The sequence below is a fragment of the Microbacterium sp. genome (assembly GCF_049661145.1).
In the GTDB taxonomy this organism is placed as follows: Bacteria; Actinomycetota; Actinomycetes; order Actinomycetales; family Microbacteriaceae; genus Microbacterium.
The window spans coordinates 1-11,744 of the sequence record NZ_JBASZT010000337.1; the positions used below are offsets into that span (position 1 = coordinate 1).

Here is an 11,744-nt window from a genome sequence, read left to right on the forward strand (position 1 = left end):
GCCCCCAATGCGCCCGATGCGCCCGGCAGCGGGGAGCACCCCATCGCGTGGACGTCACGCGCGCTGATGACGCGCATCGGCACCGTCTTCCAGGAGCCCGAGCACCAGTTCCTCGCGGCGAGCGTGCGCGCCGAGCTGGAGATCGGGCCGCGCGCGCTGGGGCGTGACGACGACGAGGTCGCGGCCATCGTCGAGGGGCTGCTGACCCGGTTGCGGCTGCTGCCGCTCGCGCGCGCCAACCCGTACACGCTGTCGGGAGGGGAGAAGCGGCGGCTGTCGGTGGCGACGATCCTCGCGGCGCAGCCGCGGGTGATCGTGCTGGACGAGCCGACGTTCGGGCAGGATTCCCGTACCTGGGCGGAGCTCGTCCTGCTGCTGCGAGAGCTGCGTCGGGCGGGACACACGCTCGTCGTCATCACCCACGACGAGGACCTCGTCGCCGCCCTCGGGGCGGTCCGCATCACGCTCGGGTCGTCGCCGGAGTCGCCGCTGCGGCCGGGTCCGCCGGATCGGCCGGATCGGTCGGTCTCGTGAGCGTCGGCATCCAACCGCTCGCGGTGCACGGCTCGGCGCGCGTGCGTCGGATCAACCCCGTCGCGAAGCTCCTGGCGTCGCTGGCGATCGCCGCTCCGCTGATCCTGACGATCGACGTCGTCTCGGCCGCCGTCGCGCTCGGTCTCGTGCTGTTGTTGCTGCCTCTCACGGGGATCGGTTGGAGCGCGTTCTGGCGGCGGACCTGGCCGATCTGGCTCGCAGCACCGCTCGGGGCCCTGACGATCCTGCTCTACGGGCGGCCGAGCGGGCAGTCGTACTTCTCGTGGGGGTTCATCGACATCAACGAGGGGTCGATCCAGCTGGCTGTCGCCACCATGCTGCGCGTCCTCGCGGTCGGGCTGCCGTCGGTCGTGCTGTTCATGACGGTCGACGTGACCGATCTCGGCGACGGGCTCGCGCAGGTGCTCCACGTTCCGGCGCGGTTCGTGCTCGGGGCGATGGCGGGCCTGCGCACCGTGGGGCTGTTCGTCGAGGATTGGCGGTCGATGCAGCTCGCGCGCAGAGCCCGGGGAGTGGCCGAGACGGGGCGGCTGCGTCAGCTGTTCGGCATGATCTTCGCGATCTTCGTGCTCGCGATCCGCCGCGGTTCCAAGCTCGCCACGACCATGGAGGCGCGCGGATTCGGCGCGACGACGGATGCCGAGGGGAATCCCGTCGCGCGCACGTGGGCGCGGCCGTCGACCTTCGGCCGGCGGGAGTGGGTGCTCGTGGCCGTGGGCGTTGCCATCTCGGCGACGGCGGTGGCGGTGGCGGTCGCCACCGGATCGTGGAACTTCATCTTCGGCCAGTCGTGACGGTGCGGCGGCGTGACGGGTGCGGAACGTCCGAGCCATCGGCATCCGTCCCGCCTCACCGCGCGTCGAGGAGCCTCACGAGCCGGCGCGGCGCGGTCACGCGGTAGGAGGCGTCGAGGAGTTCGGCGATCTCGGTCCAGTCCGGGTCGTCGTCGAGGTCGATCGCGAGCCAGCCGTGCGGCCACAGGTAGGCCGGCTCCCAGAAGCGGTCGTCCTGCCGCAAGGCGGGCTCGTCGGCGGGGTCGGGGTGGAAGACCAGGGCGCTGTCGTGTCGGTCGGTCGTCGCGCCGCGCGGCGATCCGCCGTAGAAAGCGAATGTCCTCACCGTGAAGAACGTCGGGCGGCCGTGGGTGATCTTCTCCGCGGACTCGGGCAGCGCGAGCGCGAGTTCGCGCACGCGCGCGAGCACCGGGTCGTCGTCGTCGAACATGAGCGGATGCGCCATGAGCCCATCCTTCCCGACGCGGTGATGTCATGGGAGTGGTCGTACGCGAGACGTTCTGGGACGCAAGCGGTCAGGTCGCGTTCCAGAGGTCGCGGTAGTAGGCGAGGCGTTCCCGGTCGGGCTCCACGTCGTAGGCGGCGATGAGCGCGTCCTCCCACCCCGGTCCGTAGTTCCACTCGGTGCTCATCGTCGCGACGGCGATGTCCGCCCACCGGTCCGCGATGCCCAGCGCCCCGAGGTCGACGTGGGCGAACCAGCGCCCGTCGTCGGACAGCAGCGTGTTCGGGCAGCAGGCGTCGCCGTGGCACACCACCGGTCGGTCGGTCTCCGGTACGGTGCGCAGCGCGTCGGGGACGCGGATGCCGCGGGCCGACGCGTTCGCGATTCGCGTCGGCACCGACCAGTCGAACGGACAATCCGCGACGGGAAGCGCGTCGTGCATCGCCCGCAGCCCCTGCCCGACGGCCCGCACCGCCGTCGCCGGTTCGGCGAGCCACCGCGGATCGACGGCCGAGCGTCCGGGGAGCGCGCGGGTCACGAGCCATTCCTCGTCGCCATCCGAACCCACGTCGATCACCTCGGGCACGAGGACGAAGCCGCGTGCCCACTCCAGGCGACCCGCCTCGGCGACCATGCTGGTCTCGCGGTTGCGGGGACCGTACTTGATGTACCGGCCGTCGCTCGTCCGGAAGGTGACGCCGCCGATCCCGTTGCGCCACACCGGCGTCAGCTCCGCGACGCCCGCGAGGGCGCGCACCCGGCGCGGTACGGCGATGTCACCGGCCGGAATGCTCATGGCATCCATTGTGAGCGAGGGGTGGAGGCCCGCCCGGGCCGCTAGCCCGCGCGGAGGACGTCGGCCAGGATGACGGCGTTGTTGTGCTCGGGGTCGTGCGCGTCGTAGAGGAGCGTGACGACGGCATGTTCGGCGAGCTCGTGGCGCAGCGCCGCGATGGCCGCGCTGCCGGCGTCGCCGGTCAGCTCCGCACGATAGCGGCGCTCGAACTCCGACCAGGCCAGACCATCGTGGTGGAACTGCCGCCGCAGGTCGTTCGACGGTGCGGCATCCTTCGCCCAGGCGTCGAGAGTCGCGCGCTCCTTCGTCACTCCGCGTGGCCACAGCCGGTCGACGAGCACCCGCCAGCCGTCGGATTCCGCCGCGTCGTCGCGGACGCGCTTGAGGCGCAGTTCCATGTGCTCAGTCAACTCCGCACCGGCAGTCGCCGCCACCGTGGCGTACCGTATGCAGGAGTGGCTGGCCCTCCGCGGCGAATCGTTCGTGGAAACACGCGGGAGCGCGGCGGCGCCGGGCGGAGTCGCTCCTGCAATCGGTACGCGCGCGCACGGCGAACCGCGGATGCGGGAATGGTTTTTGAGACTCAGTGCCGCCTAGAGTGGTACGCGATATCGCTGGAGTTCGAAGGAGAATCCATGGAGATCGCAGGAGCGTCCGCCCTCGTCACGGGCGGCGCGAGCGGGTTGGGGCTCGCGACCGCGCGGCGTCTCGCCGACCAGGGCGCCCACGTCGTCGTCGTCGATCTGCCGTCGTCGCCCGGGGCCGAGCGTGCGGCGGAGCTCGGCGGGACGTTCGCCCCCGCCGACGTCACCGATCCGGAACAGGTTGCCGCCGCCGTCGCGCAGGCGAGCGAGCATGGGCCGCTGCGCGTCGTCGTGAACTGCGCGGGCATCGCCCCGCCCGCAAAGGTGCTCGACCGCGACGGCACGCCCACCGAGCTCGCGCACTTCGAGAGGATCGTCCGGGTCAACCTCGTCGGCACCTACAACGTCATCGCGCAGGCGTCGGCCGCCATCGCGAGGACCGAGCCGACGGACGGCGGCGACCGCGGGGTCGTCGTCAACACGGCATCCGTCGCCGCCTTCGACGGCCAGATCGGTCAGCCCGCCTACTCCGCGAGCAAGGGCGGCGTGCACGCGATGACGCTGCCGATCGCGCGCGAGCTGGCGCGCTACGGGATCCGCGTCTGCACGATCGCGCCCGGGATCATGGAGACCCCGATGCTCGCGGGTCTGCCCAACGCCGCGCAGGAGAGCCTCGGCCAGCAGGTGCCGTACCCGGCGCGGCTCGGCCGACCCGACGAGTACGCCTCACTCGTGCTCGAGATCGTCCGCAACGGGTACCTCAACGGTGAGACCATCCGCCTCGACGGCGCGATCAGAATGGCGCCGAAGTGACTGCCGCGCGCGCAGGTGCTCTGCGGCCGAGGACCCAGACTCCTCCAGATCGAACGTGCGTCCGGAGCTCTTCCCCGCAATTGCGCGGGTCGACGATCGCGTCGGCAGCGCAATGGCGGAGTTACGACCAGCTGACCGGGAAGGAACCCGCATGACCGAGTCGATCCTGTACACGCGCGACGGCGCGCTCGCGCGCCTGACCTTCAACCGTCCCGCCTCGCTCAACGCGATGGGCTTCGAGATGGGGCAGCGCTGGCGCGACCTGGCGCTTCAGATCACCGCAGACCCGTCGGTCGGGGCCGTCGTGATCGATGCCAATGGCTCCGCGTTCTGCGCCGGCGGCGACGTCGTCGAGATGGCGACCTCGGGCGCGGCGGGTGCGGACGTGACCGCCGCAGCGCACCGGATTCACGAGGGCATCGCCGCGTTCGTCGCCTCGGACAAGCCGGTCGTCGCCGTCGTCCAGGGCGCCGTCGCCGGCGGCGGCCTGGGCCTCATGCTCACGGCGGACTACATCGTCGCCAGCCCCCGCGCCCGGTTCGTCAGCAAGTACGCGAACATCGGCCTGACCCCCGACCTCGGCGTCTCGACACTGCTGCCCGCGGCCATCGGGCAGACCCGTGCGCTGCGCATGCTGCTCGACGACCTCACGATCGACGCCGCGACGGCGTGGGAATGGGGCCTCGTCACCGAAGTCGCGGACGACCCCGCCGCCCGCGGCGAGCAGGTCGCGCGGCAGTGGCTCGACGGCGCGACGGCGGCGTTCGGGCAGGCCAAGCGGCTCGTGCGCGCGGGGGCGCGACGGGTGTTCGCCGAGAACCTCGCCGACGAGGCCGCGACGATCGGGGCGAGCTTCGACACCCCGCAGGCGAAGGCGCGCGTCACCGCGTTCGCCGCGGCATCCGCCAAGAACGCCAGCGCCGCGCACGCCACCGCCGCCACGAATGCCAAGGAGCAGCCATGACATCCCTCGCCGGAAAGACCATCCTGATGTCGGGCGGCAGCCGCGGCATCGGCCTTGCGATCGCCCTGCGGGCGGCGCGCGACGGCGCGAACATCGCGCTGCTCGCCAAGACCGACACTCCGCATCCCAAGCTCGAGGGCACCGTGCACACCGCCGCCGCGCAGATCGAGGCCGCGGGCGGCCGGGCGCTGCCCATCGTCGGCGACGTCCGCAGCGACGACGACATCACCGAGGCGGTGCTGAAGACCCAGGGCGAATTCGGCGGCATCGACATCGTCGTCAACAACGCCTCCGTCATCGACCTGTCCGGCTCGCTGGAGCTCGCGACGAAGAAGTACGACCTCATGCAGGATGTCAACGTCCGTGGCACGTTCATGCTCAGCCGCGCGGCGATCCCGATACTGAAGGATGCCGAGAATCCCCACATCCTGTCCCTGTCGCCGCCCCTGAACCTCACGCCCCGCTGGCTCGGCGCGCACACCGGGTACACCCTCGCGAAGTACGGCATGACGATGGCGACCCTCGGGATGGCGGCGGAGTTCGCGGGCGACGGCATCGCGGCGAACACGCTGTGGCCCGAGACGACCATCGCGACCGCCGCCGTGCAGTTCGCGCTGGGCGGCGATCGGATGATGAAAGTCAGCCGTACGCCGGAGGTCTACGCCGACGCGGCATACGAGGTCCTCACCCGCCCCGCCCGCGAGTACACGGGTCAAACCCTCATCGTCGAGCAGGTGCTGCGGGATGCCGGGGTCACCGATTTCGCCCGCTATGCGGCGACGCCGGGAACGCCCGACAGCGAGTTGTTCCCCGACATCTTTCTGTGACGACCCCGGAACACGCGCCGCCTAGAGTCGCCGCGCAGGGTCGGTAGCCCCGGCTCGATGGCAGGCTCGATGGCGGGCTGCGATAGCAGGCTCGATGGCGGGAGGTTCCGGTGGCCGCACGCGCACGACCGCGGGTCGGCTTCGCCGTCGCGCTGGTAGTGTCGGCGCCGGTCGGGCTGCTGCTGTGCTGGCCGCAGGCGCTGGGCGCGCAGACGTGGCTCGTCGTGGCGCAGGTCCTCTCGTTCCGGGTCGTGGTCGCCGTCACGCTGATCCTGCTCGCGTTGCTGCTGGCGGTCCTCGCCCTGCTGCGTGGGCGCGTCGGTGCGGCAGCCGGGATCGCCGTGGTGTGCGCGCTGGCGGGAGTCACGAGTGTCGCGGTCCTGGCGGCGCGCGGATGGCACGGCGAGCTTCCGCCGGCCGGGCGCGACTCCGGCGACGTCGTCGTCGCAGCGTGGAACACGCAGTATGGCGGCGCGGACCCGGCATCCGTCGCCCGCCTCGTCATGGAGACGGATGCCGATATCGTCAGCCTTCCCGAGACCGGTGAGCGCGTCGCGGGGGAGACGGCGCAGTTGCTGGCGGACGAGGGCAAGCAGCTGGTGCCGCACACGACCTACGGCGATGACAGCCCGCTGCCGACGTCGGTGCTCATCGCGAGTGACCTCGGCGCGTACCGGCTCGATGACGCCGCGGGCTCGACGCCGCGGATTCCGAGCGGTGCATGGGTTCCGATCGACGGCGTGGGTCCGGTCATCGTCGCCGCGCACACGATGCCGCCGCTCCCGAGCGCCATCGATGACTGGCGGGCCGGGCTGGAGTGGGTCCGGGAGCGGTGCAGCGGGAATGCGAACGTCATCCTTGCGGGCGATCTGAACGCGACTCTCGACCACCTGCACTCGTTCCTCGGCGGATGCCGGGATACCGCGGCCGAGGCGGGAGGTGCGGCGACGGGCAGTTGGACGACGATGCTGCCGACGTGGTTGGCGACGCCCATCGACCACGTGCTCGTCGGAGAGGGATGGCGCGTGCGCGGCGCGAGGGTGCTGACGTCGTTCGACGATGCCGGCAGCGACCACCGCCCGATCGTCGCCGTGCTCGCACGGCGCTGACCGGGCGGTCGGGTACGCGAACTCCCGGAACGGCGGCGTTCGCTTGGGCGCCGCGCCGCGGGAAATCGACGTGATCTCCGCGATCGATGCTGCGCGCGAGGAGTTTGACGCGGCGCCATCGGCTGGCGATCCGAAGTCGTCTCCGAACTCGGAATGACGGCCGTCGTCGATGCGAGCGCACTGCTCGACGCGATCCTCCCCAGCCTGCGGCAGAGCGCGGCGCTCGCAGCGCTGGAAGGCCATTCCCTGTTTGCGCCAGCAATCATCGATTTGGAAGTGTTGTCGGCGCTGGGGCGGCTGGTCCGCGCGGAGCAGATCTCGACTGACGAGGCCGACCGCGCGGTCGTCGCGCTGCGTGACGCTCCCGTCCGGCGCATTCCCATCGAGCCGTTCATCGCCGAGGTGTGGGCGCTTCGTCAGTCGTTGCGGATCAGCGATGCCTTCTGCGTCGTCGCTGCTCGCGAACTCGGTGCGAGCCTCGTGACCTCGGACGGCCGGCTTTCACGTGCCCCGCAACCGGGAGTCACCGTCACGCTGCTGCGTTGACGAAGCGGGGGAGGGCGTCGGCGTCACACCAGGCCGAGCTCGACGAACGCGTTCCACACGCCGTCGTCCAGCACACCGGTCGTGACTCGGTCGGCGCGGGCCTGCAGCTCGGGGTCGGCACCGGCCATCGCGACCGAGACACCGCAGACGTCGAACATCTCGACGTCGTTCCAGCTGTCGCCGATGCCGATCGCCTCGGTGGCCGGCCGGTCGAGAATCGCGAGCACCTGGAGGATCGCGGCTCCCTTCGTGATCCCGGCGGGTGAAATCTCACCGTTGGAACCGCCGGGTAGCGGGATGCTGCCGGGGATGACGTGGAACCTCTCGCCGAGGTCGGCCTGCAGCCGATCGACGTCGTCGGAGCGGGTGCTGACGAAGACGGCCTTCGCCACAGTGTCCAAGTCGGCGGCGGCGAGCGGCAGCCAGCGGGTGGCCGCGTCGGCGATGACCGAGTGCAGCAGGCCGTCGCTAGTGGGTTCCACCCCGATGCGGCGTAGGTCTTCCGCACGGCGCTCGGCGCCCACCCGCGCGAACTCGGACATCATCTCGAAGATGCCGGTGCTGGCATATACTCGTTCATTCGACTGCAGCGTGAACTCGATCCCATGCGCTTCGAGGTATGACACGAGGTGGTCGACGTCGTCGCGCGGCATCGGGTGGGAGAGAAGCGCCTCGCCACCACGGGTCGCGAACGCGCCGCCGTTGGTGATCGCACCGTCGAAGCCGATCGCGCGCACGTCGGGGTGCAGGTCGCCGGCCGAGCGTCCCGTGCACAGGTAGACGAGTGCCCCTTCCCGCGTGCCGTGCGGATCGCCGTGACAGTCGACGGGGCGATCACCGACCCGTGCTCCAGGATGGTCCCGTCGACGTCGATGAACACGATGCGCGATGCGGATGCCGATGTCGATGTCGATGCCGAGACCACGGCATCCATCCTTCCAGAGCATCGCCCTCGATCTGCCTGCCCGGCCAGGCGAGCAAGCCAATAGGATCAACGTGAGTTGGCATTGAGGGCGAGGTCGTCGATCAAGGTTGGGGTGGTGGTGCCATGATTCCCGACTTCTTCACCCCGCAGCCGGACTGGCCTCAACGGGTGGATCGCGCGACCATGCTGTTGGGTCGAGTGAATGCCATCGAAGAGCTGTCGGGAAGGGCGCTGCAGCTGCGACGGGCGAATCGGATCGACGCGATTCACTCATCGACGGCGATCGAGGGCAATCGGCTCAGCCTCGCCGCAGTTGTCGATATCGCGGATGGCGGTCCAGGTTTCGGTCCGATGCGCGACGTGCAGGAGGTCAAGAATGCGCTCGCTGCCTATGACGCACTCGATACCTTCGACCCCTGGAGCCTCGACGACTTCCTCCGTGCTCACGGGCTGCTCACCTATGGTCTGATCGAAGAGTCCGGCGCGTTTCGGACGGTCGACCTGGAAATCGTCAGCCAGACGGGCGCCGTGCTGCACACCGGGTCCCGCCACGCGAAGGTGCCGCGGCTGATCGGTGAGCTGCTCGAGTGGGGACAGGCGAGTCCTGAGCATCCGCTGATCGTGTCGAGCGCGGTGCACTACCTGATCGAGCACATACATCCCTTCCGCGACGGGAACGGGCGCGTCGGCAGGCTCTGGCAGACGCTCGTCTTGAGCCGGTGGCAGCCAGAACTCGCATGGCAGCCGATCGAGACGCTGATCCGCGAGCATCAGCAGGGGTACTACGACGCACTCCAGGCTTCGCACGCGGCAGAAGTTGATGCTGCGCCCTTCATCGACTACATGCTGGGCATCATCATCGAGACGCTCACCGCGGCTGAGCACAGCGCCAAGAGCGGCATGCGCGTCGGTGTAAATGGCGGGGTAAATGTCGGTCTAAGTGACCAGGTGCTGATGCTGCTACGAGACGAACCGGGGATCACCGCCGCCGGTATCGCCCTCCGGCTCGACAAGTCGACGCGTACCGTCGAGCGTTACCTTGCCAAGCTGACCGCGGCGGGGACGATCCGACGGGAAGGCGCCGACAAGACGGGACACTGGGTCCTCGAGGAGGACCCGCAATGAGCGACGGCCCAGCGGCGGCCCCGCGGTGCGAGCCTCCTCAGACGAGCGCGTTCGCGCGGAACGCGTTGCGGATGCCGTCGTCGTCGATCGTAGTCGTGACCTGATCGGCGAGGGAGTCGGCCGCCGGCGCGGGCCGCGCTCCCGACTTGCCGAGTTCTGCCGGTTCCGCGGGGCGGAGGCGACAAATCACGGCAAGTCGTTCTCGGACGCTCTCCCGACTTGCCGCGATCTGCCGGATCCGCGGCCTCGTAGCGGCAGATCACGGCAAGTCGATGGCGGGAGTTCTCGCGGTGCGGGGGTCGACGTACCCGGCAGCAGTCCTAGACCAGCCCCAGGTCGAGAAGCGACTGCGCCGCGTCGACGACGAGCTGTTCGGAAAGGCACGGCTCTCAGCCGGGCATCGGGACGAGTGACCGGATGGCGGGGCGACCGCCTCGTCGTGCTCGAACTTCCGCCGACGCGCTCGCCGAGGTCCTGCGTGCCCGGGCGGAGGAATCCCGTCGCGATCGTAACCGAGCACGAAGAACGACCCGCAGCGGGCGTGTGGTCCAGTGACGGCCGGATGCGACGCGTCGTCATCCGCGCGCCCCGGGCGCTTCGACCGGACGCGCACGTGGCGTACGTCTCAGCACGGCGAGCAGGATGGCGCCGACGAGGCACAACGCGAGCGCGGCCAGGTACGCGCCCGAGTAGCCGCCGGTGCCGGCGCCCGGATCCGCGAGCACACCCGTCAGGAGCGGACCCATGAGTCCGCCGGCGGCGTACCCGACGAACATCACGCCGTAGACGAGGGGGAGGTCGTCGTAGCCGAACTCACGGGCGGTGAGGGGAGGGAACAGGACGAGGGTGCTCCCGAACACGACTCCCAGGCCGTAGAGCGCGATCGCGAACGAGAGCACGTCGCGTGCCGCGAGCAGTCCGATCAGCGACGCACCGGTCCCGGCCAGACACAGCGCGAGCGGGACGACCGGTCCCCAGCGATCGAAGAGCGCTCCGAACAGCAGCCGCCCACCGAAGTTGGCGAACGGCAGCGTCGTGACGAGGAGGAGACCGAGTGCGCGCGTGTCGGTCACCGCCTCGGCCAGTTGCACGTCCACGATGCCGGCGAGGGCGCTGACGGTCATGTTGCCCGGCGTCGTGACGATCGCGAAGAGCGCGAAGATCATCCAGAAGCGTGGCGACCGCAGCGGGAGCAGGCGTTCGCGGAGCGCTCGCCGGGCGCGTGTCGTCTCCGGGGCGCGTGGTGCGCGGAGCGTGACGGCGCCCACGAGGGTGAACACGGCGAGCACGGCGCCGAGCAGCCGTAGCGCCGTGCCGACGCCCCACTCCGAGACCGCTGCCGCGAACAGGGGGGCCAGCGCCGCCGGACCGATGGCTCCGGCACCGAGGATGATCCCCGACACCATGCCGGGATGATCGGGGAACCATCCGAGCGTGAGGGAGATCGCGGGGTTGTACACGAGCCCGGCGCCGAAGCCGCCCATGACGCCGAGCGTGAGGTGGAGCGAGACGGGATCGTACGCCGAGCCCGCGAGGAACCACCCGCCGCCGAAGAGGGCGGCGGCGGCGAGCGTCAGGATCCGCGGGGTCACGAAGGCGAGCACGAGGCCGCCCACGATGCCGCCGAGCGCGAGCGAGAACAGGAAGATCGACATCGCGAGCGCGACCGCCGCGTCATCGAGGCCGCGTTCGAGAACCAGGGCGGAGCGCACGAGGCTGAAGATCGCGATGACAGTGTTCACCGACACCACGAGGCACGTGCCGATCAACACCGCGATGCGCCCGCGGGAACGCGGCGGCGCACTCACCGTCGACGCGGGGCTCATCGACGGTACAGCGGGGGCATGGCCGCGAACAGCCGCTGCGTGTAAGGATCCTGCGGGGCCGCGAACAGTGCCGTCGACTCGCCGTCCTCGACCACCCGGCCGTCCTTCATCACGGCGATGTGGTGCGAGACGTGGTGGATCACCGCGAGGCTGTGGGAGATGAACAGGTAGGCGACGCCGGTACGGTTCTGCAGGTCCACCAGCAGGTTCAGGATCTGCGCCTGGATGGAGACGTCCAGAGCGCTCGTCGGCTCGTCGAGCACGATGAGGTCGGGGCTCGTGACCATGGCGCGCGCGATCGCGATGCGCTGGCGCTGACCGCCGGAGAACTCGTGCGGGAAGCGGTCCCAGGAATCCGGCGGCAGGCCGACGTCGGTCAGGGCGGCAGCCGCACGCCGGCGTCGCTCCGCCCGTGCGACGCGCGCGGCGATGAGC

15 protein-coding genes are annotated in these 11,744 nt (G+C 70.4%); 8 read left to right on the top strand and 7 right to left on the bottom strand.

The window, feature by feature from the left end; all coding sequences use genetic code 11:
* Together WBP48_RS14110 and WBP48_RS14115 are read left to right on the top strand one after the other, a co-directional pair.
* The coding region (locus WBP48_RS14110; protein WP_424441389.1) for an ABC transporter ATP-binding protein at positions 1-534 on the top strand (534 nt) is incomplete at its 5' end.
* Positions 531-1,349 (top strand): energy-coupling factor transporter transmembrane component T family protein, encoded by an 819-nt coding sequence (locus WBP48_RS14115; RefSeq protein WP_424441390.1) that lies wholly within the window; start codon positions 531-533, stop codon positions 1,347-1,349. The genes WBP48_RS14110 and WBP48_RS14115, both read left to right, overlap by 4 nt.
* A 55-nt stretch (positions 1,350-1,404) precedes the next feature.
* Here the strand turns inward: WBP48_RS14115 and WBP48_RS14120 are convergent, their stop codons facing one another.
* From WBP48_RS14120 to WBP48_RS14130, 3 genes are all read right to left on the bottom strand, one after another.
* On the bottom strand, positions 1,405-1,794 hold the full coding sequence (locus WBP48_RS14120; protein ID WP_424441391.1) for an MmcQ/YjbR family DNA-binding protein: 390 nt from the start codon (positions 1,792-1,794) through the stop codon (positions 1,405-1,407).
* A 70-nt stretch (positions 1,795-1,864) separates the two neighbouring features.
* Positions 1,865-2,590: a phosphotransferase gene (locus tag WBP48_RS14125; protein WP_424441392.1), complete on the bottom strand. Its 726-nt coding sequence runs from the start codon at positions 2,588-2,590 to the stop codon at positions 1,865-1,867.
* 41 nt (positions 2,591-2,631) lie between these two features.
* Complete coding sequence (locus tag WBP48_RS14130; RefSeq protein WP_424441393.1) at positions 2,632-2,988, bottom strand: DUF488 domain-containing protein; 357 nt, start codon at positions 2,986-2,988, stop codon at positions 2,632-2,634.
* 237 nt (positions 2,989-3,225) lie between these two features.
* Here WBP48_RS14130 and WBP48_RS14135 point away from each other — a divergent pair, with 237 nt between their 5' ends.
* The 5 genes from WBP48_RS14135 to WBP48_RS14155 all read left to right on the top strand — a co-directional run bounded on the left by WBP48_RS14135 (position 3,226) and on the right by WBP48_RS14155 (position 7,433).
* A complete protein-coding gene (locus tag WBP48_RS14135; RefSeq protein ID WP_424441394.1) occupies positions 3,226-3,987 on the top strand; it encodes an SDR family NAD(P)-dependent oxidoreductase in 762 nt (253 codons plus the stop codon).
* A 151-nt stretch (positions 3,988-4,138) separates the two neighbouring features.
* Entirely contained in the window at positions 4,139-4,951 is an 813-nt protein-coding gene (locus WBP48_RS14140) for an enoyl-CoA hydratase/isomerase family protein (RefSeq protein ID WP_424441395.1), read from the top strand.
* Positions 4,948-5,778 (top strand): SDR family oxidoreductase, encoded by an 831-nt coding sequence (locus WBP48_RS14145; RefSeq protein WP_424441396.1) that lies wholly within the window; start codon positions 4,948-4,950, stop codon positions 5,776-5,778. Before WBP48_RS14140 ends, WBP48_RS14145 begins: the two co-directional genes overlap by 4 nt.
* A 110-nt stretch (positions 5,779-5,888) precedes the next feature.
* The gene (locus WBP48_RS14150) at positions 5,889-6,887 is read left to right on the top strand and encodes an endonuclease/exonuclease/phosphatase family protein (RefSeq protein WP_424441397.1); all 999 of its coding nucleotides are present in this window, start codon (positions 5,889-5,891) and stop codon (positions 6,885-6,887) included.
* A gap of 153 nt (positions 6,888-7,040) precedes the next feature.
* Complete coding sequence (locus WBP48_RS14155) at positions 7,041-7,433, top strand: type II toxin-antitoxin system VapC family toxin (RefSeq protein ID WP_424441398.1); 393 nt, start codon at positions 7,041-7,043, stop codon at positions 7,431-7,433.
* Positions 7,434-7,456: 23 nt separating this feature from the next.
* Here WBP48_RS14155 and WBP48_RS14160 read toward each other — a convergent pair whose 3' ends face one another.
* A complete protein-coding gene (locus tag WBP48_RS14160) occupies positions 7,457-8,380 on the bottom strand; it encodes an HAD hydrolase family protein (RefSeq protein WP_424441399.1) in 924 nt (307 codons plus the stop codon).
* A 146-nt stretch (positions 8,381-8,526) separates the two neighbouring features.
* Between WBP48_RS14160 and WBP48_RS14165 the strand changes: the two genes are divergently transcribed.
* Complete coding sequence (locus WBP48_RS14165; protein WP_424441400.1) at positions 8,527-9,483, top strand: Fic family protein; 957 nt, start codon at positions 8,527-8,529, stop codon at positions 9,481-9,483.
* Positions 9,484-9,520: 37 nt separating this feature from the next.
* On the opposite strand, the gene WBP48_RS14170 is transcribed toward WBP48_RS14165, so the two are convergent.
* The 3 genes from WBP48_RS14170 to WBP48_RS14180 all read right to left on the bottom strand — a co-directional run.
* Positions 9,521-9,673 (bottom strand): hypothetical protein, encoded by a 153-nt coding sequence (locus WBP48_RS14170; RefSeq protein ID WP_424441401.1) that lies wholly within the window; start codon positions 9,671-9,673, stop codon positions 9,521-9,523.
* 385 nt (positions 9,674-10,058) lie between these two features.
* Positions 10,059-11,225 carry an MFS transporter gene (locus WBP48_RS14175; protein WP_424441402.1) on the bottom strand — a complete coding sequence of 389 codons (1,167 nt, stop codon included), beginning with the start codon at positions 11,223-11,225 and terminating at the stop codon, positions 10,059-10,061.
* Positions 11,226-11,305: 80 nt separating this feature from the next.
* Positions 11,306-11,744: ATP-binding cassette domain-containing protein (locus tag WBP48_RS14180; protein ID WP_424441403.1), on the bottom strand; the 439-nt coding region annotated here is incomplete at its 5' end.

Bases quoted from the DNA above. Each gene is read 5' to 3' on its own strand.
- WBP48_RS14120 (WP_424441391.1), bottom strand. From the start codon at position 1,794: ATGGCGCATCCGCTCATGTTCGACGACGACGACCCGGTGCTCGCGCGC.
- WBP48_RS14125 (WP_424441392.1), bottom strand. From the start codon at position 2,590: ATGAGCATTCCGGCCGGTGACATCGCCGTACCGCGCCGGGTGCGCGCC.
- WBP48_RS14130 (WP_424441393.1), bottom strand. From the start codon at position 2,988: ATGGAACTGCGCCTCAAGCGCGTCCGCGACGACGCGGCGGAATCCGAC.
- WBP48_RS14135 (WP_424441394.1), top strand. From the start codon at position 3,226: ATGGAGATCGCAGGAGCGTCCGCCCTCGTCACGGGCGGCGCGAGCGGG.
- WBP48_RS14140 (WP_424441395.1), top strand. From the start codon at position 4,139: ATGACCGAGTCGATCCTGTACACGCGCGACGGCGCGCTCGCGCGCCTG.
- WBP48_RS14145 (WP_424441396.1), top strand. From the start codon at position 4,948: ATGACATCCCTCGCCGGAAAGACCATCCTGATGTCGGGCGGCAGCCGC.
- WBP48_RS14155 (WP_424441398.1), top strand. From the start codon at position 7,041: ATGACGGCCGTCGTCGATGCGAGCGCACTGCTCGACGCGATCCTCCCC.
- WBP48_RS14160 (WP_424441399.1), bottom strand. From the start codon at position 8,380: ATGCTCTGGAAGGATGGATGCCGTGGTCTCGGCATCGACATCGACATC.